22 protein-coding genes and 2 pseudogenes are annotated in these 22,731 nt (G+C 53.3%); 13 read left to right on the plus strand and 11 right to left on the minus strand.

The genetic code is table 11. From position 1 onward, the window contains the following. The first annotated feature begins 120 nt into the window (after positions 1 to 120). The 9 genes from aguB (at position 121) to LOY35_RS01490 (ending at position 7,474) form a co-directional block, all read left to right on the plus strand. The gene (aguB, locus tag LOY35_RS01450) at positions 121 to 999 is read left to right on the plus strand and encodes an N-carbamoylputrescine amidase (RefSeq protein WP_258629912.1); all 879 of its coding nucleotides are present in this window, start codon (positions 121 to 123) and stop codon (positions 997 to 999) included. A gap of 3 nt (positions 1,000 to 1,002) precedes the next feature. Next, positions 1,003 to 2,109: an agmatine deiminase gene (gene aguA, locus LOY35_RS01455; protein ID WP_258629915.1), complete on the plus strand. Its 1,107-nt coding sequence runs from the start codon at positions 1,003 to 1,005 to the stop codon at positions 2,107 to 2,109. A 244-nt stretch (positions 2,110 to 2,353) separates the two neighbouring features. Continuing rightward, positions 2,354 to 2,554 (plus strand): hypothetical protein, encoded by a 201-nt coding sequence (locus tag LOY35_RS01460; protein ID WP_047699889.1) that lies wholly within the window; start codon positions 2,354 to 2,356, stop codon positions 2,552 to 2,554. Positions 2,555 to 2,838: 284 nt separating this feature from the next. Then, on the plus strand, positions 2,839 to 3,513 hold the full coding sequence (locus LOY35_RS01465) for a DsbA family protein (protein ID WP_258629917.1): 675 nt from the start codon (positions 2,839 to 2,841) through the stop codon (positions 3,511 to 3,513). A gap of 239 nt (positions 3,514 to 3,752) precedes the next feature. Next, positions 3,753 to 5,039, plus strand: a complete 1,287-nt coding sequence (locus LOY35_RS01470) for an OprD family porin (protein ID WP_258629918.1) — start codon at positions 3,753 to 3,755, stop codon at positions 5,037 to 5,039. Between the two features lie 231 nt (positions 5,040 to 5,270). Next, positions 5,271 to 6,017, plus strand: a complete 747-nt coding sequence (locus tag LOY35_RS01475; protein WP_258629920.1) for a 2OG-Fe dioxygenase family protein — start codon at positions 5,271 to 5,273, stop codon at positions 6,015 to 6,017. Positions 6,018 to 6,030: 13 nt separating this feature from the next. After that, on the plus strand, positions 6,031 to 6,468 hold the full coding sequence (locus LOY35_RS01480) for a GNAT family N-acetyltransferase (protein ID WP_258633444.1): 438 nt from the start codon (positions 6,031 to 6,033) through the stop codon (positions 6,466 to 6,468). Beyond that, on the plus strand, positions 6,465 to 7,178 hold the full coding sequence (locus LOY35_RS01485; RefSeq protein WP_258629922.1) for an AzlC family ABC transporter permease: 714 nt from the start codon (positions 6,465 to 6,467) through the stop codon (positions 7,176 to 7,178). The genes LOY35_RS01480 and LOY35_RS01485 overlap by 4 nt, the downstream gene beginning before the upstream one ends. Beyond that, entirely contained in the window at positions 7,157 to 7,474 is a 318-nt protein-coding gene (locus LOY35_RS01490) for an AzlD domain-containing protein (protein ID WP_047699877.1), read from the plus strand. The genes LOY35_RS01485 and LOY35_RS01490 overlap by 22 nt, the downstream gene beginning before the upstream one ends. On the opposite strand, the gene LOY35_RS01495 is transcribed toward LOY35_RS01490, so the two are convergent. After that, positions 7,391 to 8,317, minus strand: a complete 927-nt coding sequence (locus LOY35_RS01495) for a LysR family transcriptional regulator (protein ID WP_258629924.1) — start codon at positions 8,315 to 8,317, stop codon at positions 7,391 to 7,393. The two genes, LOY35_RS01490 and LOY35_RS01495, sit on opposite strands and share 84 nt — an antisense overlap. 351 nt (positions 8,318 to 8,668) lie before the next feature. Between LOY35_RS01495 and LOY35_RS01500 the strand changes: the two genes are divergently transcribed. Together LOY35_RS01500 and LOY35_RS01505 are read left to right on the plus strand one after the other, a co-directional pair. Continuing rightward, on the plus strand, positions 8,669 to 9,079 hold the full coding sequence (locus LOY35_RS01500) for an MbcA/ParS/Xre antitoxin family protein (protein WP_047699874.1): 411 nt from the start codon (positions 8,669 to 8,671) through the stop codon (positions 9,077 to 9,079). Further along, positions 9,079 to 9,756: an RES family NAD+ phosphorylase gene (locus LOY35_RS01505; protein ID WP_258629925.1), complete on the plus strand. Its 678-nt coding sequence runs from the start codon at positions 9,079 to 9,081 to the stop codon at positions 9,754 to 9,756. The genes LOY35_RS01500 and LOY35_RS01505 overlap by 1 nt, the downstream gene beginning before the upstream one ends. A 115-nt stretch (positions 9,757 to 9,871) precedes the next feature. Here LOY35_RS01505 and LOY35_RS01510 read toward each other — a convergent pair whose 3' ends face one another. After that, positions 9,872 to 11,479 (minus strand): methyl-accepting chemotaxis protein, encoded by a 1,608-nt coding sequence (locus LOY35_RS01510; protein WP_258629926.1) that lies wholly within the window; start codon positions 11,477 to 11,479, stop codon positions 9,872 to 9,874. A gap of 203 nt (positions 11,480 to 11,682) precedes the next feature. Here LOY35_RS01510 and LOY35_RS01515 point away from each other — a divergent pair. Continuing rightward, a pseudogene (locus tag LOY35_RS01515) lies at positions 11,683 to 11,912 on the plus strand (helix-turn-helix domain-containing protein). A gap of 72 nt (positions 11,913 to 11,984) precedes the next feature. On the opposite strand, the gene LOY35_RS01520 reads toward LOY35_RS01515, so the two are convergent. Further along, entirely contained in the window at positions 11,985 to 12,263 is a 279-nt protein-coding gene (locus tag LOY35_RS01520; RefSeq protein WP_258629927.1) for a DUF3077 domain-containing protein, read from the minus strand. A gap of 601 nt (positions 12,264 to 12,864) precedes the next feature. Between LOY35_RS01520 and LOY35_RS01525 the strand changes: the two genes are divergently transcribed. Continuing rightward, complete coding sequence (locus tag LOY35_RS01525; protein ID WP_258629929.1) at positions 12,865 to 13,506, plus strand: BRCT domain-containing protein; 642 nt, start codon at positions 12,865 to 12,867, stop codon at positions 13,504 to 13,506. 345 nt (positions 13,507 to 13,851) lie between these two features. On the opposite strand, the gene LOY35_RS01530 is transcribed toward LOY35_RS01525, so the two are convergent. The 8 genes and pseudogenes from LOY35_RS01530 to LOY35_RS01570 all read right to left on the minus strand — a co-directional run bounded on the left by LOY35_RS01530 (position 13,852) and on the right by LOY35_RS01570 (position 22,588). Further along, on the minus strand, positions 13,852 to 14,802 hold the full coding sequence (locus tag LOY35_RS01530; RefSeq protein ID WP_258629931.1) for a hypothetical protein: 951 nt from the start codon (positions 14,800 to 14,802) through the stop codon (positions 13,852 to 13,854). Position 14,803: 1 nt separating this feature from the next. Then, positions 14,804 to 16,819: a hypothetical protein gene (locus LOY35_RS01535; protein ID WP_258629932.1), complete on the minus strand. Its 2,016-nt coding sequence runs from the start codon at positions 16,817 to 16,819 to the stop codon at positions 14,804 to 14,806. A 4-nt stretch (positions 16,820 to 16,823) separates the two neighbouring features. Further along, complete coding sequence (locus LOY35_RS01540) at positions 16,824 to 17,804, minus strand: hypothetical protein (RefSeq protein WP_258629934.1); 981 nt, start codon at positions 17,802 to 17,804, stop codon at positions 16,824 to 16,826. After that, entirely contained in the window at positions 17,801 to 19,213 is a 1,413-nt protein-coding gene (locus tag LOY35_RS01545) for a hypothetical protein (RefSeq protein ID WP_258629938.1), read from the minus strand. Before LOY35_RS01545 ends, LOY35_RS01540 begins: the two co-directional genes overlap by 4 nt. 571 nt (positions 19,214 to 19,784) lie before the next feature. Continuing rightward, complete coding sequence (locus tag LOY35_RS01555; protein ID WP_258629940.1) at positions 19,785 to 20,762, minus strand: integrase domain-containing protein; 978 nt, start codon at positions 20,760 to 20,762, stop codon at positions 19,785 to 19,787. An 897-nt stretch (positions 20,763 to 21,659) separates the two neighbouring features. Continuing rightward, entirely contained in the window at positions 21,660 to 21,989 is a 330-nt protein-coding gene (locus LOY35_RS01560; RefSeq protein WP_258629941.1) for a hypothetical protein, read from the minus strand. 1 nt (position 21,990) lies between these two features. Then, positions 21,991 to 22,188: pseudogene (locus tag LOY35_RS01565) on the minus strand (integrase); the annotation flags it as partial. A 121-nt stretch (positions 22,189 to 22,309) separates the two neighbouring features. Then, positions 22,310 to 22,588, minus strand: a complete 279-nt coding sequence (locus LOY35_RS01570; protein WP_258629944.1) for a DUF3077 domain-containing protein — start codon at positions 22,586 to 22,588, stop codon at positions 22,310 to 22,312. Positions 22,589 to 22,731: the final 143 nt, after the last annotated feature.

Here is a 22,731-nt window from a genome sequence, read left to right on the forward strand (position 1 = left end):
ATTTTTTAACTTTAAAGCTCGATTTTTATCGGTTATAAAGTCTTCGTTGCCCGACGCCATGGTTGCTTCGGGCCCGCCGTTATCCTCTTTGTCATCCGCTGCATCGCCCGGAGATGATTCATGAGCCGTATCGTTACCGTTGCCGCCACCCAGATGGCCTGTTCCTGGGACCTCGAAGCCAACATCGAGACCGCTGAAAATCGGGTTCGCGAGGCCGCAGCCAAAGGCGCCCAGATCATCCTGATCCAGGAATTGTTCGAGACTCCGTACTTCTGCCAGAAGACGAACCCGGACTACCTGCTGCTGGCGACCTCGGTTGAAGAGAACGTAGCCATCAGGCATTTCCAGAAGCTGGCGAAAGAGCTGCAGGTCGTGCTGCCGATCAGCTTCTTCGAGCTGGCCGGACGTGCGCGTTTCAACAGCATTGCAATCATCGACGCCGATGGTCGTAACCTGGGTGTGTACCGCAAGAGTCACATTCCGGACGGTCCGGGCTACCATGAGAAGTATTACTTCAACCCGGGTGATACCGGCTTCAAGGTCTGGAATACCCGTTATGCGAAGATTGGCGTGGGCATCTGTTGGGACCAGTGGTTTCCCGAATGTGCCCGCAGCATGGCGTTGCAGGGCGCGGAAATACTGTTCTACCCGACCGCCATCGGCAGCGAACCGCACGACAAGTCCATTGCATCCCGTGATCACTGGCAGCGCGTGCAACAAGGTCATGCCGGCGCCAATGTGATGCCGCTGGTGGTCAGTAACCGTATTGGCAACGAGGAACAGGACGGTTACGACATTACCTTCTATGGCTCGTCGTTCATCGCCAATCAGTTTGGCGAAAAAGTCCAGGAACTGAACGAAACCGAAGAAGGTGTATTGGTGCACAGCTTCGATCTCGATGAGCTGGAGCGCATGCGCAGTGCCTGGGGCATTTTCCGGGATCGCCGTCCGAACCTGTACGGAGCGATCAAAACCCTCGATGGCTCACTGGAGTCCTGATTCATGACAACGTTGCACAGCACTCCCCGCGCGGATGGTTTCTACATGCCTGCCGAGTGGGCAACCCAGACCCAGGTCTGGATGATCTGGCCCGAGCGCCCGGACAACTGGCGCTTGGGCGGCAAGCCTGCGCAGGCTGCCCACACAGCGGTCGCCAAGGCCATCGCCCGTTTCGAACCGGTGACCGTGGCGGTGTCTGCGGCTCAATATGAAAACGCCCGGGCGCGCCTCGACGTACCGAATGTCCGTCTGGTGGAAATGTCCAGCGACGACGCCTGGGTCCGGGATACCGGCCCGACGTTCGTCATCAATGACAATGGCGAGGTACGCGGTGTCGACTGGGACTTCAACGCCTGGGGCGGTTTTGACGGCGGCCTGTATTCACCGTGGAACCGGGACTCGCAAATAGCCAGCAAGATCCTCGAGATCGAGCGCAGCCCGCGTTACCGCACTGAAGGTTTCGTGCTCGAGGGTGGTTCCATCCACGTCGATGGCGAAGGCACCGTGATCACTACCGAGGAATGCCTGCTCAATCGCAACCGTAACCCGCACTTGAGTCGCGAGGAAATCGAGGCGGTGCTCAGTGCCCAACTGGCGGTGGACAAGGTCATCTGGCTGCCGGACGGCTTGTTCAATGACGAAACCGACGGCCATGTGGATAACTTCTGCTGCTACGTGCGTCCTGGCGAAGTTCTGCTTGCCTGGACCGACGATCCACAGGACCCGAATTACGCACGCTGCCACGCCGCGATGGAGGTGTTGCAAAACAACACCGACGCCAAAGGGCGCTCGTTCATCGTGCATAAAATGCCAATTCCGGGGCCGATGTATGCCACCGAGGCGGAATGCGCCGGCGTGGACGCGGTGGAAGGTTCCCAGGAACGCAATCCGAGCGTGCGACTGGCCGGTTCCTACGTCAACTTCCTGATCGTCAATGGCGGCATCATCGCGCCAAGCTTCGACGATCCGCTGGATGCCACGGCCAGGGAGATTCTGCAGAACCTGTTCCCAGAACACGAAGTGGTCATGGTTCCGGGTCGCGAACTGTTACTGGGGGGTGGGAATATCCATTGCCTTACTCAACAGCAACCGGCGCCGTACACAAAATGAGTGGCGATGTAACAGCCAAGTGATATCGATTGCGTCGGCCCTGGGTCGGCGGTTTTGGATCCATTCAAGCGAGCCCGCAGCCCGATTGGGGTGCGGGCTTTTTTGCGCTTGTTTAATGCCGACGCCGGATACATTGGCATAGCTCTTGTATCTGCATCCCGGCAGCTCCGAAGAGCGGAGCTGAGTTGTTTTGTAATAAACCTTGGATAAATTGGCCGCTCATCAACCAGGAGAGGGCGCTGGAATGAATATGATAAGCGAGCGCACATGCCATCCCTTGACCGTTAATGGTGAGTCGCTTCAAGCCCTGGCGCAGTGGTTGAAGTCCAACGGAACGCGTCAGATCAGAGAGCCTGATCCGCGTCGGTTGATCATGGAGCGCTACCCCGCTGGACTGTTCAGCGAGGCGGAGCTGGAAGCGTTGTGGGATGTCATGCAGGGATAAGAATTCGACGGATTGATAAGAAGCGCTGGCCGGGATGGCAGCGCTTTTTTTGTGTGCACGGACCAGAGACTGAAACAGCCCCTGTGGGAGCGAGCCTGCTCGCGATAGCGGTGTACCGGCTGGCATCGATGTAACTGATCCATCGCTATCGCGAGCAGGCTCGCTCTCACAGGGGAACGGGATTCGACCGATTCAAGAAACAGACTGAAAGCCATTCCGACGTTTTTCCGCGGCATTCCTGAAGCTACGCTGCCGTTATCAGTCCTTACGGCAGCGGAGTTTCCATGACCACTCTTCATTACATCTATGACCCGCTGTGCGGCTGGTGCTACGGCGCCAAACCGCTGGTGCAAGCTGCCCGTGCGGTGCTGCCGGTGATCGCCCATGGCGGTGGTATGATGACCGGCGCCAATCGCCAATTGGTCTCACCCCAGTTACGCAATTACGTGATGCCCCATGACCGGCGGATCGCCGAATACACCGGGCAACCGTTTGGTGAGGCCTATTTCGAGGGATTGTTGCGGGACGAGCGTGCGGTGTTCGACTCGGCGCCACCCATCGCGGCGATTCTCGCTGCCGAACGGCTGGGCGGTCGGGGCCTGGATCTGCTGGGGCGCCTGCAAACCGCACACTATGTCGAAGGCCGGAGAATTGCCGATGAAATGGTGCTGCTGGAGTTGGCCCAGACCATCGGGCTTGAAGCCGAGGCATTCCAGTCGGCGTTTACCGGTGTCGATGTAGACACCCATATCAAGGTCAGTCGTGCCTTGCTGGCCAAGGTCGGCGGCCAGGGCTTTCCAACCCTGGCCCTGCAACAGAATGGGCAGTTCACGCGGGTGGACATCGGTCCCTGGCTTGGCAAGCCCGAGGCGTTCGCCGAGTGGTTGAATCTGTCCTTGCCGGTGCAGGCCTCTTCTCCGGCACCGGTCTGCAGTCTTGATGGATGTTCGGATTCTTAGATGTTTTTTGCCTGATCAAAGACGATTCACGAAATTGACACAATCTTGAAGACACGGCTAGGATTCGTCCTACGCCTGTGGCTAACAGCCATGACTCTTAAATAATAAAAAGGCCCGACACGATCACTCGTGGGCGGGCCTTTTCATTATTTCAGGGGCAAGAGTCCGAAAAAGAGCGCAGAAAGCGCCATTTCGGCTGCCGGTCGCAGTGCGTATCAACCCATACAAGGAAAACAATCATGTTGAATACGCGCATCGGTTTGATCGCACTGGGGATTTTGAGCACGACACACGCCATGGCCAGCGACCAGTCCGAGTCCAAGGGATTCGTTGAAGACAGCAGCCTGAAAGTGCTGTTGCGCAACGCCTATATCAACCGTGACTACAAAGACGGCAACCAGGACAAGGCCGAATGGGGCCAGGCGGCTATCGGTACGTTCTCATCCGGCTTCACCCAAGGCACCGTCGGTGTAGGGGTGGACGCCTTTGGCCTGTACGCGTTGCGTCTGGATGGCGGCAAAGGCCGCAGCGGCGCGGGCGGCATCGACTTCTTCAAGCAAGGCGATAGCGGCAACGCGGCGGATGACCTTTCCAGGTTCGGTGCAGCAGTGAAGTTCCGCGTTTCCAACACGGTATTGGCCTATGGTGACCAGATGCCAGCCTTGCCGGTGTTGAACTACGACAACTCGCGGCTGCTGCCGGAAAGCTATACCGGCACGCTGATCACGTCCAAGGAGATCAAGGGCCTGGAACTGAACGCCGGCCGTTTCACCGCCGAATCGCGCAAGAGCGCCGAAGGTCGCGACAGCGGTGGGCTGAAGTCGATCAACGTATTGGGCGGCAGCTATCAGTTCACCGAGCAGTTCAAGGCTTCGCTCTACGCCTCGGATGTCGAAGATGTGCTGAAGAAGCAATACGTCAACGCTAACTATGTGTTCCCGCTGGCCAAGGATCAGTCCCTGACGCTGGACTTCAACGGCTACCGCACCAAGCTGGACAACGACTACGTTCGTGAGAACAACGTCACTGGCGACGACAACAAGATCTGGAGCCTGGCCGCCACCTTCGCCACCGGGCCGCACAGCTTCACCCTCGCTCACCAGCGCAGCACCGGCGACAGCAACCTGGGCTACGCCTATGGTGGCTATCAGCGCGGACAGAATCGGGTGGGGGACGGCGGTAACACTATCTACCTGGCCAACTCCTACTGGTCCGACTTCAACGCGGAAGACGAACGCAGCTGGCAACTGGGCTACGGCCTGGATTTCACCTCATTCGGCGTTCCCGGCCTGACCTATAACGTCGCTTACGTGCGTGGCGATAACATCACCACCTCCACCAGTGAAGGTGGCACTGAGCGCGAAATCTTCAATCAGCTCAAGTACGTGGTCCAGAACGGTCCGGCCAAGGATCTCAGCGTGAGGTTGCGCAGTTCTGTCCTGCGTGTTTCGCAGAAATCCAGCGAGTACAACGTCAGCGGCAACGAACTGCGAGTGTTCGTGGATTACCCGATCAATGTCTTCTGATGCCTGATCGCGTTATCTGAGCCAAAAAACCCTCGAATTCGAATTCGGGGGTTTTTGGCTTCTGGCGCCAGAAATATTACTGTAATCGACTGTTTTCCCGAAAAAAGTCGTGCTAGAGGCTCTTCACCCTTCGCTTCAAGCGTGCCTTGAGGTGATTCAAATTCTTTTTCATGGACGGAAATTCTGCACCTACTAGATTAGGCCGCTCAATGCAGTGGAGACCTAATAAAAATGATCGTTCTGAACAGGGAAGTGGGCGAAGCGCTACGACGTGACAAATACGTTAACGTCCGTGGTGGAGACTTCAATCTCTACGGTCATTTCGGCGATTTTGTCCGGCTGACCAAAAGCTGGGACAACATGGAACCTGACAGCTACTACGGCCAGGCCGAGTCAGGCATGCGTTTTCGCCGTTACAGCGACTTCGAATACAACCCCCAGACCCGCGAGCTCAAGCAGCTCGAACACCGGGCCTATATCCAGTCCAAGGCCAACAACAGCTATGTGGGTGGACTGGAGCGACACTTCCAAGACTTCTCCAACGAAGTGATCAACTCCCCGGTGATGCGCAGTCTGATCGACACGGATTTCGAGGTGTACAAGAACGTCCTGCCGCAGGAACTGCATGATGAAATCTGGCAGTGCCAGATCCATCAGATCCGCATCGAGATCAAGCCGGGCAAACAACTGGAAATCACGCCTGAAGGGATTCACTGCGACGGGTATCCGTTCAGCGGTGTGCACTTCTGGGGCCGTCATAATGTGGCCGGCGCCGAGAGCCGGTTGTATACCGCACAGGAAGAACAACTGGCGGCGATTACCTACGAGGACATCCTCGATACGACATTCTTCCTCGATCGTGACATGCGCCACTACGTGACCCCGGCTCGTAATGTCCACAGCCATGAAATGGCGTTCAGGCAGATCCTGGCGATTTCCTTCTCGCGGCCCGGGACCGCTTTTGACATTGTTCGCTGAACAGCTGGTACCCATGGAAGACCCGGAGCAGCAGGTGCTGGTGCGCCGGGCGATGGTCAGGGATGCCGAGCGCATGGAGCAGTTTTTTCGCGGTTTCGACGAAGTGTCGTTCTGCGAGTGGCAGGATGCCCGGTTCCTGCGGGGGGTGTTATTGCAGGAAACCACCACGGCGTACCTGGCTATCGACACCAGTGGCTTTGTGGTGGGCGCGGTGATTGGCGGCATGCTCGGTACCCGTGGCACCATCAATCACTTGGCGGTCAGCCCAGGGCACCGCACCCAGGGGTTGGGCCAGCGCCTGGTGGAAGCGGCATCCGCCGACATGAAACGGGTGGGCGTGCTGCGCATGTTCCTGTTCGTCGACGATGCTAATCTGGCCGGCAAGCGTTTTTGGGCAGCCCAGGGGTTCTGTGAACCCCGGGGTGAAATCACTTTCGAGAGGGATCTATGAGCAAGACTTCCAGCCAGCCGCTGGTGGTCGAACCACAAGCCTCGCGTACCTTCGCCGAAGCCAGTCCGGTGGTAGCGGGTTATTTTACGGTTTCGTTTGTGTTCGGTCTGATGGCGGTCAATGCCGGGTTGCCCTTGTGGCTGCCGGTAGCGATGTGCCTGTTCGTCTACGCGGGCGCGTCGCAGTTCGCGGCGCTGGCATTGATTTCCAGCGGGGCGTCGCTGACCACCATCGTGCTTACTACATTCCTGATCAATGCGCGACACATGCTGATGTCGGTCTACATGGCCAAGGCCTTGCGTGCGCTGGGGCTCAGTCGTTTCGAGCGTTGGTGCTATGCGTCCGGCCTTACGGACGAGTCGTTCGCTTTCCACAGCGTCAAGCTGGGCAGCGGGGCGCCGGTGAGTGTGCGCTATCTGATTGGCTTCAACCTGTTCTGCCATACGTCCTGGGTGCTCGGCGGCCTGTTGGGCGCCGTGTGTGCGCAATACGCGGCACACCTGATCAAGTATCAGCTCGACTATGCCTTGACCGCGATGATGCTGTACGTGCTGGTTTCGCTGTGCAATACCCGTAACAAGCTGATCGCAGCCCTGGCGGCCGTCGTCTGCATGGGCGTGTTGAGCCTGTTGGGCAGTTCGCCATTCAATGTCTTTATCGCCACGTTCGTTGGCTGCGGAGTGGGCGTATGCCTGACCAAACGTTCCTGATCCTGGTGGTGGTTCTGATGATGGCCGTGACTTTCCTGCCCCGTGCCTTGCCGTTGCAGGTCAACACGGAACACTGGCCGCCCTTCATTGCCCGTGCCCTGGAATATCTGCCGGTGGCGATCGTCGCTGCCATCAGCCTCACCCCGTTATTGATCAAGGATCAGCAGATACAACTCGACCGTCCGGAGTTCTACGCCGCGATTCCCACGCTGCTATGTGCGTATTTCAGCCGTAACCTGTTTCTCAGTGTGGCGGTGGGTACGGCGGCGTATATCGCGCTCGGTTCGTTCTTGTAACGCCATGTCCACCACATCGTTCAGCGCCTGACCGGACAGTTCGGGATTATTCACCGCCAGGCGTACCTCGAGATGGTCCTCGAAGTCCGGGAAAATCGTCAAGCCGTTGCGCAATGCCGCATCCCGGGATACCAGCCCCAGCCCATCGAGTTGGGTAATCAACGACAACGTCAGCGTTTCGCTGCAGGAATACACCATTCGCTGACTTGAGCCATATTCGCTCAGCCCTGCATCGAGAAAACGCAGGAAGCTGTGGGAATACGGACATTCTTCTGCGGGACGTACCTGAAACCTGTCTCCGAGCAAATCAAGGGAATCCCCCTCATTGCCGCAATGGGCGCCCACCACCCGCACCTGCACATCAGGCATGGTGATGCTGGAAAAGCCGCTCTGCTGCGCCCCGATCAGGATGGCCAGGTCAAAATCTTCATTCTTGAGTTTGCTCAGGTTCTCCATCGATTCGGCGTAACTGAATTCCAGCTGATATTGGGGGAAGACGGCTATCAACCGATCGATCATCCGCCGGTTGAACTCCGCCGGCAGGGTGGTATTGAGCGCCATTTTCAGCGTGCGCTGCCGGGGCTTCTTCAACGCCGTGACTTTTTCTTCAAGCTGCCGTGTGGCGACAAGCACCTGATCCATGAAAGGGGTCAGTTCCGAGCCTTGGCTCGTCAACGTCAGGCCCTTGTTCGAACGCCTGAACAACCGGAAGCCGAATTGCTCCTCGACCTTGTTCAACTGCGCCGCCAATGCCTGCACCGTGAGACACGAATGTTCCGCCGCCGCCGACAACGAGCCGGTCTGCACGATGCGCATGAGGTTGCGTAGGGTTCTGCTATCCATGAGGTAATGCCCTCTGCTTAAGTGGGCTCGCTATTGTTGTGCACCTGGCCCGGGTCAGGCTGTGCATGTGGCTATCATCGTGCAGCTTGCCACGGTTGTCGCGGTTTTGTGGTGAAAAGCTCTGGTAGGTGCTGGTTGGAGCTTAAGTGGGATTTTGTTTTTTTGCTGGTTTGGCGGGTGTTGGCTTGTGTAATTCTTTTTGTCAGGGCTGATGCCAGACGGATAAGTGACAAAGCCTGGTGGACCCGGGCTTGATCTCAGTCTTGATAATTCATTTGCGAATTAAAACTTAATTTATATCCACATGTGTATTATCCTCTACGCATCACTTGCAAAAGGAGCCCAGATCTCATGGCTACTTCCTCCATCACCCTCAACGCACAGCAACAACTGGATTCCCCGGACGCGGGTCGAATCGCGTTGAAGTTTTTCTTCAACCTCATGGAGCTGTGGGGCTGCAGTGTCGAGCAACAGCGCACACTGCTGGGCAAGGTCGGGAACACCACCTTCTACAAGTACAAACAATTGCCCACCAACGTCAGGTTGCCTCGCGACACCCTTGAGCGCATCTCCTACCTCATGGGCATTCACAAGGCGCTGAGCATCATCTTCAGCAACAGCCGGGACCGGGCCTATCAATGGGTCAGCAGCCCCAATACCGCTGCGCCCTTCAACGGCCAATCGGCGCTGTCCTACATGCTGGCCGGACGGGTGGTGGATATCGCCGATGTTCGGCGCTATCTCGACGGAGTACGCGGCTGATGGCGCCACCTCTGACGGACCCGCAATGGAAGCGTGCCTATCGGATCGTCAACAGCAGCTTCCCGCCGATTACGCTGTTCGAAGATGTACTCGATCCCGAGGATCTGCCCACGGCCTATGCCCTGGAAGCGCTGACCAACGATCGATTGATGGAAGAGGCCGGTGTGCTGTCACGGGTCCGTCCCGAAGACCGGGTTTCCGGGCCAGGCTCCTCGCCGGTAATGGCGGCGTTCACGCATATCGGCAAAAGCAGCCGCTTCAGCGACGGTACCTTCGGCGTCTACTATGCCGCCAGCAGCCAGGAAGCCGCTATCGCCGAAACCTGCTATCACCAGGCGCGCTTTCTCGGGGCGACCAATGAGCCGGACCTGGAGTTGACCATGCGCACCTACGTCAACCAGGTCATCAAGCCCTTGCACGACATCCGCCACGACTACCCCCACCTCCACGATCCGGACCCCACCGCTTACGGCCCGTCCCAGGTATTCGCCCGGCAACTGCGTGAAACATTATCCTGGGGCCTGCTCTACAACAGCGTCCGTCTGCCTGGTCACGAATGCGTCGCTGCATTTCGCCCGCCGGCGGTTTCGATTCCGGTGCAGGGCAAGCATATCCGCTATGTCTGGAGCGCCCAGAAGCGGGAGATTTCGTTTGTGTTCGAGGTGAGTCAGGTCTGATTTGAAAATTGAAGCTCTAGCAGAATCAGCTTCGTGGCGAGGTAGCTTGCTCCCGCTGGGTTGCGCGGCGACGTCGCCCCCAAGCGGGAGCAAAATACCTCGCCACAAATAGAACTTAGATCTTGAACTGCTGCACCGAAGACTGCATCGACCCTGCCGCAGTGTTCAGTTTATTGGCGGTTTGCTGTAGATGGTGAATAGAGAGCGTGTTTTCCCGCGACTGGGCGGCAATCGACTCTACCCGCTGAGCCATCTCATCACTGGCCTTCGATTGTTCAGCAATCGTCTGGGATATTTCCTCGACCACTTCGGCGGCATGACGGGCGCCAGTGCGGATTTCGCTGATGGACACCCCGGCCTGCTGGGCGAGGTTCACCCCTTCGTCCACGCGGCTGACGCAAGCCTGCATGTTCGACACGGCATCCCGGGCACTGGTCTGGATGCGTTCGATCATCGCGGTGATTTCCTGGGTGGACTGGGTGGTACGCGCCGCCAGGTTGCGCACTTCATCAGCGACCACGGCAAAACCCCGACCTGCCTCTCCGGCGCGGGCGGCCTCGATGGCGGCGTTGAGCGCCAGCAGGTTGGTTTGCTCCGCGATGCTCTTGATCACCTGAATGATGGAATGAATGTCTTCGGACGAAGCGTCCAGCGCCGTGATCTTCGTGGAGGACTGATTGACCACCTCGGCGATGCGGCTCATGCCTTCCACCACCCCGAGAATCACTTGCCCGCCGCTGCTTGCCAGTTGTTCGGACTGCGCCGAAATCGTTCGCGCGCTGTCGGCGTGCTGATGGATCTGACTGATGTTCGCCATCATCTGCTCCATGCTCGCCGCCATGCTGGTCGCGCTTTGGGCCTGTTGATCGGCGCTGGACACGATCTGCCGGGCGGTGTCGTCCAAGGTACGGGATGTGCCGTGCAGTTCGTCACTCTGGCTGCGGATCGTGGCGATCATCTGCCGCAGGTTGGCTTGCATCTGTTCAATGACGCTCTGCAATTGACCCAGCTCATCCTTGCCATGCGTCCCCATGGACCGTTGCAGATCACCTTGGGAAATCGCCTGGGTGTTGAGGATGATATTGTTCAACGGTGTGAGCACAGCCTTGAGCAAGCGCCAGGACAACAGTATCAGGGCCACACAGGTGGCCAGTAACGTCACGATTAACCAGCGTCCCGAAGACTGGATGCTGTCATCCTGGTTCTCGCGAGAGGCTTGGGCCTGGTTTTCGATCAGCTCGCTCACGGCTTCGTTGCGTTCCTCCAATGCCGAAAACGCTGCGTTGAACTCCGCCCGCAGCGCTTGCACGTCCTTGGCGCCACCCAGCACCTTGCCGATCACTTGCTTGGCTTTATCGATATAGGTATCGGCTTGTGGTTTCAATTCGACGATGGCCTTGGCGACTTCCTCCGGCAACTTCGCCTCGGCGTTTTCGGCAATCACCTTGCGCATTCGTTGCGAATGCTCGTCAAAAGCCTCCTGCACTTCCTTGGCTTCCTGAACATCCCCAGGCGTTGTCACCAACGCAGCCAAGACATCGGCACGAATGGCATCGTGCATCATGTCCGCCTCCATGTGCTTGCGCATGGCGGAAATGCTGGTCTCGTTCTCCACCAGAGACTCGGTCATGGAGTGATAACCCCACAACCCGATACCGCCGAGCAAAAGGGCAAAGAAAAGACTGACCAACCCCGACGCTATGATTTTGGTGCGGATCTTCATTGTCGATTGCTCTTGGAGCGGGATGTCTGGGCAAGTGTAGTCGAGCGGCAGCGGAGCCTTGGGACGGGTGGGGCTGTCATTTGAAGGTGTCGACGAAAAATCGGGTTGGATGAGGGGTAGCGGGACTTTTGTCGCGAGCCTTGCTGTTATGGCTGCAAAGCGCATCTTTTTTACTGATCTGATGAGCGTGTCTTGTTCGACAGATGAAAGCTGGCAAAGCAGCTCGTGTAACAGAGATGCCTTTGTCGGTTGCTGCTGAAGCGAGAGCGAAAGTGGGGGCTCTCAAAGCGCATTCGCTAAGCTGCTGGGAGTCAGCCTAAGAACATTACAGGACTGGGAACAGGGACGTCGGCAACCAACGGGAGCGGCACAGACATTGTTGCGCGTCGCGACTCAGCACCCCGAGGCTTTGCGAGATTTGCAGGCGATTTAACTTGGTTCCTCACAGTCCATACCCGTGCAATGCTGCTCTCATCAATCGAGCAGCGTTGCAGGGTTTACTGGTTTAGAAGGAGATGTTTCCCGGTGCTTCCAGCACTTTCACCACATCGTCGATTACCGCCTTGCTCATATCCTGCAAATAACACGATGCCCAGGCGTAACGGTCAGTGCTGCGAATCATCGCTGCGTCTTCGGCCAGCAGTTTGGCAACGTGGAGCAGATCGGAGGCATGGGACAATGCTTCACCGATGGGAACACCGCTGGCGATGCGAAAGAGTGGGCGGTCGGAGTGGAAGGAGAAGGGGGTTAGGCCTGGGGTTCTGAGGTCTTTGGGATGAGTCATTGCGCACCCCCGTTGGGCCGTTGGCAGTGGGTGACAGTTGAAAAGGAAATGAGGCAAGACTGCAGCGAATCCATGGCATGCATCGGTAAAGCTCCCATATCAAGTGAGAGCCGCCACGTTCGTTCTCAGGCGAATGGGTGGCAGCTGTGCGCAGGCTGAGAAACCGGAGATACAGGAACCCGGCAGACCCGAAGGTCTCCCACACACAGCCGCCATTACACGGAATGCGGACATAAAAAAACGCCGCAAACGTGGTCAGGGCGCTGGAGCGCCTGCATCTTACTCGGGTTCTCAGGCCCGGTCGCTGAATTGGCAGCGACAGTTGGAGAGTAGCGGGCGATTGGGTCGAGAGCAATCGTGGCGGGATGCTGGCGAGACTGCATGTCCATGATGAATGCGTCTTGCGGGAATGAGCACGCCGGTTAGATTAAGTTGCACTTGGACCTCTGTCCGGCAAAGCGCAAAGAGAAAAGGGGACAGATTTATTTCCTTGATCAAAAAATTAGGAACCGTGCGCGGTAATGCTACGTTTTAATACAACACTCCCTTAGCCAGCATTGCTTCCGTATCGAGCCAAGACGCACCCAAAGGAGCCACCGTAATGGACCTACACAGCGAGTTCGAAAACAGCAAATTCTTGCACCGCACACGCATCGATCGGCGCGCAGCCGATGCCTTGTTGGGGCTGGCGGCTGGGATTACGGCGGACGGTGTCGTGAACACGAGCGAAGCTATTTTTCTCAAGCGATGGTTGGAGAGTAATCTCGTCCATCTGAATGACCCGGTGATCAATCTGTTGTATTCGCGTTTGGCATCCATGCTTCAGGACGATGCCCTGGACCCGGACGAGTCTCTTGAGCTGCTTAACGTGCTGCGTAGTTTTTCCGGCGTGGATATTGAGAGGTCGAAGGTTGGCGGCGCTGCTGTCGTTGCGCCAACGGACCTGCCCTTCAACTCACCAGCCCCTGATTTGGTGTGGGATGGCCGGATGTTTGTATTTACAGGCGTCATGGCTTTTGGGCCACGTAAAGATTGTCAGGCATTGGTGGAGGAGCGTGGCGGTTTGATTGGGGGCGGGGTGAGTAAGAAGGTGCATTACCTGGTGGTCGGCAGCGTAGGTAATGAGCAGTGGCGGCACAGTACCTATGGAACGAAGATCATGAAGGCAGTGGAGCTGCGGGAGGCGGGTGCTTCAATTGCAATCGTGGGTGAGGATCACTGGCAAAGGATGCTGTTTGGTTGAGGATGCCCGGTCGTGGTGTTCTGAGAAGGCTGTCCTGTCTTGGCCGAAGGACTGTCGATGGGTTTGACGGCCTCATCGCGAGCAGGTTTTTTCAGGGAGTGGACAAAAGTGAACACCCTGAAACAACAAAGCCCCCGCATTTCTGCGAGGGCTTGTTTTGTATGGTGCGGCACCAGGAGTCGAATCAATGCGTAAATAACTGATTAAAAAGGATTTGTTGTGGGTGTGAAAAAATACTATCCCTAAATTTACCCTTGATGTAGACCCGGAACAAGCGTTACCGAAGCTAAGGGCTAGTTAGGGGCGGAGTATGTGCGCACCGCGCCTAGTATGTTAGATGATGGTTTACTGCAAAAAAATCGGATAGAGCCAGCTCCTTCCTATGCCTTTACTAGTTTCTCTGGAGTACTTTTCAGAAAACGGGAAAATAATACTTGCTGGTGCGCCGTCTAGTTCTTTTAGATAAAAAAGACCAAATCCCAGAGCTTGTGGCTTCGTAGCTAATGGACTTAGATATAAGTTGGAAGGCGGCGTGTTTTGGCATAGCTTTTGAAGTGCTTTAGAAAGAGCTGTAGCGGTGAAGAATGGATCGTTGGCGCTGCTGAAGAATACTTGATCATCACTTTTGTTATTGGGTAAACCGGCGCGATCTAATCGGATTAAACTTTCTTGGTACATGTCGGCGCTAAGAGATGGAAGACTATGCAATTGAAGATGACGAGCGCGATCTTTATCTAAAGACACTCTGGACATGAGATCACTATCGTACCCAATTCCTAAAAAAAGTATATCGTTTGATACTTCTCTAGACATGTCAACATTGTGAATTCCTTCAAAGCCTGAAACTTGCCGAACTTCTGTAACGTCCGCTAGTGTGAAATCTGTATCTTCTTTTCGAGTGTAGTGCAAAGGCTCGGTATAAATCATGTCGAACGTATTTATATTGTTTGCTTTAAAGTATCGTAGGATGAACAAAATTTGCGGCCGCATAAAACCTGTAATGTCGACGCAGATTTTTGAGTGTTTATTATTTTCATTTAATACCGAGCCAATGGTTTCTATTATTTGGTCCGCTTCATTTAAGCTGTCGGTTCGTAGAATTAATTCGTCCGCCGGCTCTTCTGCTGCGGTGTACTGGTATTCTGGTATTATAAGCCAATATTTTTTATCAGCTTTTATCTGTCTAAATGTTTCAGTGACTCGCTCGCTATCATTAAGAGCTGAAAAGAAGAGATCCCACTCCTTATCAAATTCAAGGGGTGTCTTTGCATCTAACAAGTATGAGATATTGGTCATTTTAGAATAGTACTTGTTGGTCAGAGGATGCCTTTGCGGAAAAGCCAGGTGCAGACATCGCCGAAACCCGAGACTTTAATAGTGCTTCGAAGCTGGATGAGTGTGCATGGTCAAATATCGAATTTGCAAGATCTGGCCTTATCTCAAGCGTGCCTCTCCGGTGAACAGACAGGCCCCACTTTGGCGCTAACATCGGGCTGAGCTGAAACTTAGAGTCGACGCTTTGCGTGTTCTTGTTTTTTGCTCCGTCCCTTATTTTTAGTAAATACGACCAGTTTTCAGCTCGTTCGAGAGTTAGTCGAGCCTGCTCAGAAATTTTCGACTCATCCACGCTAAACGCACATAAATCGCACTCTGATGGTTTATCACTATATCTGATGGTTCTTAATAAAATTGCTAATCTTTCCACCGCATCTCTAACTTCGGTGCCGTAACTGTCAGGTTGAGCGTCATCCCAGAACCAAACCGCGCTATCCATAACTCCTTCAGTCTGCGATTGTAAGCTTATAGTGCCGCCAGCAAACGGTTTCTCACCTGCAAAGAGGGACCTGCGATAAATCTGCTTCAATACGCCTAAAAGATTGCGAGGCACCCCTTGAGATAGGTGTATTAGTGTATCTAGTCCCGCATATGGAATTTTGCGGCTATAGTCCCTGAATAGTTGTGCGAGTAGATCTGAATCAAAATGTTCAAAAGTTTGAACGTACTCTTTTGAGGGTTTAGATTTATTAATTAATTCAATCGAATCTTGGTGTATCTGAAGCGCGGCGTCATGGATTTGTTTGGGGGTTCCCCAGTTTTTATAAAGCTGCAGTATGTTTAGCTTCTCGACAAGAGGAAATTCGTTTGTGCGCAAAAGATCAATTATTTCTTGGACTTTACCTTCGGATTTACTGCCAAAGACCTGACTCAGGTGCGCTTTCAGCTTTTCAAAATAAGGCCTATCATTTTCGGACGTTTGTCTGGAGCTCGCGAGTTTTGATGTAAGCTCCTGATAAAAGTTTGCAGGCGAGATTGCTTCAAAGAAGCTGGAGACATCTTTAAAGTCCACAACACCTGTGTGAGCTGAATTAAGTCTTTTTGCCACCAGTTCTTCTGCCAGCTTTGCGTATTCTTTTTCATGTCCACGTAAAAAACTGTCTAGTTCAACTCTTTCGTATTCTGCAGTGCGCTTTATGGGTTCGCCAGAGCCCGCGGTTGAATATGTCTTAATTCCATATAATCTTGCGCCTACTCTGAGTGTGGCATTACCCTTGCGGTAGCGAATGAGGGAGTTTAAAAATTTTTGTTGCTCTACGCTAAGGTTTTCTATTTCGTCAATTAAATAGACGAACGTTGCTTCGCTCAGTGATTGTTCATACTTCGCAATGATAGGTGGAATGCCGAAGCAAAGGCGTCCAGGTGAAAAAGTTATTTCCAGGCCTGCCAAGCTTCTAGTTACAGCAGAGTTGTTAACTATGCTATCGACGCCACGTAATTTCTCCTCAAGAAAAGTATATAGGCTATCTAAGCTTTGTATGTCCTGAGGTGGAAGATCAAATAGGGCGGAGACTTCTCTGGCGAAAGCAGTCTCATCAAGTAAGAGTGGTTCTGATTTATTCTTTAATATTATTATAGATATTAAATTTAGCGTAAGCCATAGTTCAAAGTAATATCCAAATATTGCTGTCCAAGTTTCTTGTGTTTGCCCCTTCCCTGCAAAACGACCAACATTTAGGCCGTCAGCGGATACATATATGCCCAAATAGCCTTCTTGGCTGACAGCGGAGCTGAGGCTGCCACCGTGTCTGAGAGACTGTACTGGAGCAGAGCAATATCGCATCAAATGCGTCTTACCGCTTCCTTTTCCACCTAACAGCAACATAGGCATGACCGACCTCAAATTAAGGACAGTTAAAAGGCCGCCATGTTCTTCTACGATATCTACCCAGTAGTTGAATATTTGTGTGTCAGAAAAGTCGGACGCCTTTGTTAAATCAAAAGGGTTGTCGTCACGTTGTGCAAGTTCGTTTAGCATAATTTTACACCTTCGGATATCGTCTAAATGCCGGGGTCCAAGCTGCGCCTGCGTGATTTTCCGAATCCATCCAGATTATAGGAAGCGTATTATCTGGTGTGTTGTGAGTAAACCCTAACAGCATCTGGCTATCTAAGTAACCTCTTGGATGTCTCGGGCATAATAGTTCGCCATATATATCCGTGACTTTTCTAGCTGAAGCTAGATCAATCCCGCTTGGTGTAGATTTAAAATATCTTGAGTCGTTGTCCACACATTTGTATGACTTGTCGAACTCGTAGACCGCTCCGCAATTATTGCCGAAAGCGCTGTCATCTCTTACAACCTTCATTCCGTCAGCATTCGCAAATAAACAAAAGTAATAAATTTTAACTTTGTCACTTAAACTTAGCATTTCTTTCAGAAAATCATTTGAATATCGCACAGCTGTTTCGCCCGACCCACATACGTCGTCGACGAATACGTAACGTTCTATTTCAGAGTATCGCAAGACCCTTTGTTGAGTCTTTTGATCCCTGGTTATGATTTGTGCGTTATCCGCGAACTGCAGTTTAGAGAGGCTGTTTTCTTGTCTGAAATAATAAAGAAGATGGACGCCGCTTTCTGAGGGGTTTCCTACGCCAAGAAAACGTGTTTTTGAGATTTCTACGTTTAGAGCTTGAGATATTTGACCAAGATCTCTTGTATTGCCGAGAGCTTGCCTTGTTTCCTGAATTAATGGTGCTAAAAATAGATCGTTATAAATTGCGCGCAAGAGTACGCGTATTTCCCTACTGCCGAAATACATGAACTGCGACAATAGATACAGTGCATGAATGCGCTCAGTCTCCGGGTCAAGACCTGTTCGCCCTGTAAAGTTTTCTAACCATCGATTTATAGCATCGTTATCTAGCTTATGCTCCCATGCCCTCTCGTTCAGTATTGTGATACGTTGTTTCAATAATCCTGCAGTTTCCTCAGTATTGCTCGAGAAGTAGCTGTTCATTTCACGTCCTTGCTTGAAACTTTCTTAAACAATATCACCCATTCACGAGAGATCAAGCCTGCGGTTTTATTTCTTTTCGTCATCAGCCCGCGTGATTTTATCTCATCTACGGCCTTCAATACTGGTACTAACTCATGCTTCTCGGCTATCGTAGTTAAATATTCAGAGGACGAGAATATCTCGCCGCAAACTTCATTATTGCCGATAATTAAAACAAGATGACCGTTTTCGGCGAGCACCCGTGACATTTCGGCAATGCAAGATTCCATCTCGTTTATGTAAGTTGCTATGATGGCTGCTCGTAGGGGGTTTTTTTGCCTTACTCTTACGATTAAATCATTCGCAGCTGGAACGGAAGAAACGAATGACGTGCTCCATACTGATTTAGGAAGATGTTCTCGGCCTATGCTTTGATTCTCTAATCCTTTGAGATCGCCGCTACCGGCCATTCCTAGCCATCCAAGACTTAGGCTAGAAGCCCTTATGTATTTTTGTGCGCCAGCATAAGGGGGAGATGTAATAATTAAATCTATAGTGCCCTCCGCTAGCTGCTTCTGAGATTCACTATTCCAAGGTGCTGGTTTTTTTAGTTGTCTAGCATCAAATCCGACATTGTGTGATTTGAAATCCTCAGAGCTTAAACTGATGAGCGCATTCATTCTCTGAATGCTTAACTCTGCCTGTTGTGAAAAAATTTCAATGGCACTAACATTTTTTCTAACGTTGGACGGTTTTCTCTGAACCGGAACTGATAACCTAGGGTCAGCATTGCTAGATCTTCTGACAGTGGCAGAAAATACGACAAGAAAAAAATCTCTGATATCTAAGTTTTCAATTTTTTCGATTGAAGACTTTAATCTCGACAAGCCACGTATTACGTCCGGGGTAAACCACTTTTCTAGGTTGACTACATCAGGAGCTTTCTTCGCTCGAGACTGCTTGTAGCTAAATTTTATGATCTCTAGTTCAGAAGTTAAGGCGCTAGGATCTATTCTTGTTATTTTCACCTTTGCTATAAGTCTGGCAAGTGGGTTTGCGTCGGAATAATAGGCTTCATTGCCAGATAATAGCGTTTCTAGCGCAACAGTTCCGGTTCCGCCAAACGGATCGAGTACTTTTATGCCTTTTCCAAAATAACCCCTTGCAGCAAGGAAAAAGTGCGCTATTTGAGGTAATAATTTAGCGGGGTAAGGATGTATATAATGAGTAGCGCGTTCACCAACTTTTATCCAAGATACTAGACTTCTAAAGGATAGAGTTTGAGACTCTCCGGTGGAAGCATATTCTTTGATTATTGACTCGAGGGCTAGTGTCGTATCATATTCATATGCGGCCGAAATTTCGCTCTTCGCGTCGAGTGCAATGGCTTCTGTTGCACCTAAATTGATGTTGAAGGCATTAAGATCCATTAGCTCATAAGGCCTCGTTCGACGGATGATAAATAATAAATAGCTTTGATTTTTTGTTGTTGGCTTGGAATGCGCTGAAATTGAGTTCTTTGGTTTTAGGGTGAAGCTTCATCAGGGCAATATCCAAGTTAAAGGCCGCTCGCATATACTTATTAGCCAATGCAATTTAAGGGGCTAATTTTAGGAGCTGGCTTTTGTGGAGCCTCAGCCGGTTCTGTCCTATTTTGGCTGACGCCGGGCTTTCTGCCTAGCGTGTTTTGACCTCGCTTTACCGGTTTGTCTATCGAAAGGTTCACGGCAAGGTTTTTCCAATCCTCGGTTTTTCCAAGTCGCTCGCAAATGAGTTTTGCGGTCAGGCGGTAATAATACTGGGTTGCAGGGGCGTGGTGACTGATCTCGCGAGTTAGGAACCAGTGAAAATGTTTTGCTTTCCAGGACCATGGAGAACGAAGACCCCATCGAGCGGCGATTGCTTCTTGCATTTTGCTCGCTTGTGTGATGTGGCGTTTTCTGGTTGAGTGAGACCCGACGAGTCGCCCCGATAGGAAAAGCTGCATATTGAACGGCTTGCTCATCCTATGACCCCAATGTACGCAGAAACTATGTCAATGCGGCTATGCCCTAACTCGTAACTGATTTGTTCTCGGGCAAATCTATCAATACATCTGTTTTTTCTAGCAGAAGATCCACCATTCACAGGGGCAGGCTGCAAAGTAATCTCCTCGTAGCGTTCGCACGCATACGCCGCTCGCAATTCGTGGAAGCCTTTAACGTTGTGCATGTGGAGGACGTGTCGAGCTGGGCGGACCATTCCCTTCTGGAAGTCGAGGTAGCTTTCGTTTGGCGCGAGTAGGTTGTGGCTACCGTCAGGCGAGACTTGATTGGCGAATGCCAGTGCGTCGCGGATGTACTCATCCACTGTTATCCACCGAGAGGCCGAGGCGCCCGAACGGCCACCTTTGGTGCCTTCCTGGATGTTGATTTTGCCGTATTGTTCGGCTTCATGTTTGAAACGTGAAAGGTCCGCCAAAATGGCCCCGCGCATGCGCATCCCAGTGGCTCGTGCCAAATGCGCAATCGCTGCGGCGTGTGGGTACTGCTCGCAAAGCGCGGCGACAATCCGCATTACTCGCTCACGTTCTTGGCCTTGTGGGGCTGTTGTTCGGACGGAAGTGCGCCGCATTCCCAGTGCCTTGCTCGGGCTCGGTACTTTCATGTGCTGATCACCGCGAAGCGCTGCCATGGTCCGGTTGACGCTGGACAATCGGTTCTGCGCGGTGGCAATGGCGAATTCACCTTGTTCAACTTGGTGGCGCAGATGTACTGCATAGTCCAGCAAAGTCTGCCGATCTATCTGCCGCGCATCGTTAAACACCGGCCCATCCTCTGAACGACACCAGCGCACAAACGCCTGCCACCGATCACTGTGTGCTTTGACGGTCCCGTAGTGCCCACCGCCAAACAGATCTTTCAATTCTTGCGGTCCGGCATAGCTCAGTTGCCGACCATAGCCAAAATTGCGTCCACCTCGCCCGCCCACTAGTGCCACGATAGAGCTCCTCTCGAAGCCAAAACGTTTAAAACTTCCCCACGTCATCCCGCCATGGATGTTGAGTGTTATCAGGGATCAAGGCCCCTGCGACCTGTGAGGGTTGTCCACTAACGCGGGACTGGCGGCTCTTTTACGACCGGGAGCCTGGGCATCTCATGATCTGGCCTCCTGAGCACTTCGGCAGAAGTGGGCGGGTGGAGGCTGCACTGGGTGACGAGACCAGCGCCGCGAGATCCTGAATCGGGTGAAGGCAGCGATGCGATGAACGGGGCATGCCTGACTGTCAGTCAGGTGCAGTCCATTCCATGGGCTGCAGCACCATCATCTGCATCGCTGTTGCTGGTGACTTCGGTATTTGTCACGCCGATTGTCACGAGGGGGAATGCCGCAAAGCCTTGTACGAGTTGGGCTGCAGCAGCGGTAGGAGCGCCCGTCTCTTTCCGGGAGAAAGAGACGGGCGCAGGTTGGCGCAAGGAAAATGCCCAAGCGGATAGGTTGCTGCAGGGCAGCTATACAAGGGGATGAGTTGCCGCAGTGGGCACACTGGTAAAAGTAAGCATCCATCACATTGCTGTGACCGTGCGAGCCGCCGGACGCTAATCGCACTTTGGGAGAACCACCACCGTGTGGCGTAGCCTTAAAGGTTCTGGCTACCTGGGTTGCTGTCAAAGACAGCGCTTTGCCCGATCTTTTCTACGCCTGTGGATAATTTGGTGCAAGGCTCCAATGTTCGGGAGTTTTGCGGCTGTGGATGAAATTATCCATCGGTGGAAATCAGTGGTTTCCACAGACAGTTGCGTGGGCTTTGGATTTTTTAAGTGAGGTCCATCTAAACAGGGCGGCTTTGCAGCCCTGTTTAGATGGACCCGCGTGGCAGAGCAGATTGCGAGAGTCTTACGGATGTACGCTTACTTTACTGCGGCACTTTAAAAGCCAAAGCAGTGTCAGCACCGTCGGCCAAAACAACGTGTTGAGAACATCGTGAGCGCTTGCCTGCCAACGCCAGTATCCGAAGCTTCCAATATCGTCTCGCCGACCCACCCACTCGCCAGCACACGCAATGATTAAAACAACCAGCCAGCCAAGGTATGGCCTGAATCGTCGGGTGCCAACGATCAACGTCAAATAGACCGCCATGCCCAAATAGATATGCAGCGCGTCTTTAGATAGTCCGGTTGCCGACACAATGGCGAGCTTGATGCTTTGTGCGGTTGAGATATCCATATCAACTCCTCCTCTCTGCGCCAATGCCAGGCTTCGCCTTTATCCGAGTAACGTTATCTCCAATCTGGTTGGCGAATTCGTGTGGAGTGACATGCTCCTGCCGGTTGGCCTCCAGGTACCAGCTCCACCAGTTCATGATCAGCCTGCGCTCCTCAATGAACTCGGCCTTGTGGATGTAAGCGGCGCGGACGTTGTTGCGAGTCGCGACTCAGCACTCCGAGGCTTTGCGAGATTTGCAGGCGATTTAACTTGGTTCCTCACAGTCCATACCCGTGCAATGCTGCTCTCATCAATCGAGCAGCGTTGCAGGGTTTACTGGTTTAGAAGGAGATGTTTCCCGGTGCTTCCAGCACTTTCACCACATCGTCGATTACCGCCTTGCTCATATCCTGCAAATAACACGATGCCCAGGCGTAACGGTCAGTGCTGCGAATCATCGCTGCGTCTTCGGCCAGCAGTTTGGCAACGTGGAGCAGATCGGAGGCATGGGACAATGCTTCACCGATGGGAACACCGCTGGCGATGCGAAAGAGTGGGCGGTCGGAGTGGAAGGAGAAGGGGGTTAGGCCTGGGGTCTTTAGGTTCAGCGGGTTTGGCATAGTCTGGCTCCTTGACTGTGAGAGCCGCAACCGTCCTTCCTACGGGATTGGGTGGCGGCCATGCGCAGGGTAGGAAACCGGGAATCAAGGTACCCGGCACACCCGAAGGTGTCCCGCACACAGCCGCCATAACGCATGATTGC

It is taken from the genome of Pseudomonas sp. B21-028 (assembly GCF_024749045.1).
GTDB lineage: Bacteria > Pseudomonadota > Gammaproteobacteria > Pseudomonadales > Pseudomonadaceae > Aquipseudomonas.

What these genes read in the sequence shown, in the direction of transcription:
- LOY35_RS01525 (WP_258629929.1), top strand. Translation starts at nt 12,865, where the DNA reads ATGGACCTACACAGCGAGTTCGAAAACAGCAAATTCTTGCACCGCACA.
- LOY35_RS01500 (WP_047699874.1), top strand. Translation starts at nt 8,669, where the DNA reads ATGGCTACTTCCTCCATCACCCTCAACGCACAGCAACAACTGGATTCC.
- LOY35_RS01490 (WP_047699877.1), top strand. Translation starts at nt 7,157, where the DNA reads ATGCCTGACCAAACGTTCCTGATCCTGGTGGTGGTTCTGATGATGGCC.
- LOY35_RS01520 (WP_258629927.1), bottom strand. Translation starts at nt 12,263, where the DNA reads ATGACTCATCCCAAAGACCTCAGAACCCCAGGCCTAACCCCCTTCTCC.
- LOY35_RS01530 (WP_258629931.1), bottom strand. Translation starts at nt 14,802, where the DNA reads ATGACCAATATCTCATACTTGTTAGATGCAAAGACACCCCTTGAATTT.
- LOY35_RS01475 (WP_258629920.1), top strand. Translation starts at nt 5,271, where the DNA reads ATGATCGTTCTGAACAGGGAAGTGGGCGAAGCGCTACGACGTGACAAA.
- LOY35_RS01465 (WP_258629917.1), top strand. Translation starts at nt 2,839, where the DNA reads ATGACCACTCTTCATTACATCTATGACCCGCTGTGCGGCTGGTGCTAC.
- LOY35_RS01570 (WP_258629944.1), bottom strand. Translation starts at nt 22,588, where the DNA reads ATGCCAAACCCGCTGAACCTAAAGACCCCAGGCCTAACCCCCTTCTCC.
- LOY35_RS01460 (WP_047699889.1), top strand. Translation starts at nt 2,354, where the DNA reads ATGAATATGATAAGCGAGCGCACATGCCATCCCTTGACCGTTAATGGT.
- LOY35_RS01540 (WP_258629934.1), bottom strand. Translation starts at nt 17,804, where the DNA reads ATGAACAGCTACTTCTCGAGCAATACTGAGGAAACTGCAGGATTATTG.
- LOY35_RS01510 (WP_258629926.1), bottom strand. Translation starts at nt 11,479, where the DNA reads ATGAAGATCCGCACCAAAATCATAGCGTCGGGGTTGGTCAGTCTTTTC.
- LOY35_RS01495 (WP_258629924.1), bottom strand. Translation starts at nt 8,317, where the DNA reads ATGGATAGCAGAACCCTACGCAACCTCATGCGCATCGTGCAGACCGGC.
- LOY35_RS01505 (WP_258629925.1), top strand. Translation starts at nt 9,079, where the DNA reads ATGGCGCCACCTCTGACGGACCCGCAATGGAAGCGTGCCTATCGGATC.
- LOY35_RS01470 (WP_258629918.1), top strand. Translation starts at nt 3,753, where the DNA reads ATGTTGAATACGCGCATCGGTTTGATCGCACTGGGGATTTTGAGCACG.
- LOY35_RS01545 (WP_258629938.1), bottom strand. Translation starts at nt 19,213, where the DNA reads ATGGATCTTAATGCCTTCAACATCAATTTAGGTGCAACAGAAGCCATT.
- aguB (WP_258629912.1), top strand. Translation starts at nt 121, where the DNA reads ATGAGCCGTATCGTTACCGTTGCCGCCACCCAGATGGCCTGTTCCTGG.
- LOY35_RS01480 (WP_258633444.1), top strand. Translation starts at nt 6,031, where the DNA reads ATGGAAGACCCGGAGCAGCAGGTGCTGGTGCGCCGGGCGATGGTCAGG.
- LOY35_RS01535 (WP_258629932.1), bottom strand. Translation starts at nt 16,819, where the DNA reads ATGCTAAACGAACTTGCACAACGTGACGACAACCCTTTTGATTTAACA.
- LOY35_RS01560 (WP_258629941.1), bottom strand. Translation starts at nt 21,989, where the DNA reads ATGGATATCTCAACCGCACAAAGCATCAAGCTCGCCATTGTGTCGGCA.
- LOY35_RS01485 (WP_258629922.1), top strand. Translation starts at nt 6,465, where the DNA reads ATGAGCAAGACTTCCAGCCAGCCGCTGGTGGTCGAACCACAAGCCTCG.
- aguA (WP_258629915.1), top strand. Translation starts at nt 1,003, where the DNA reads ATGACAACGTTGCACAGCACTCCCCGCGCGGATGGTTTCTACATGCCT.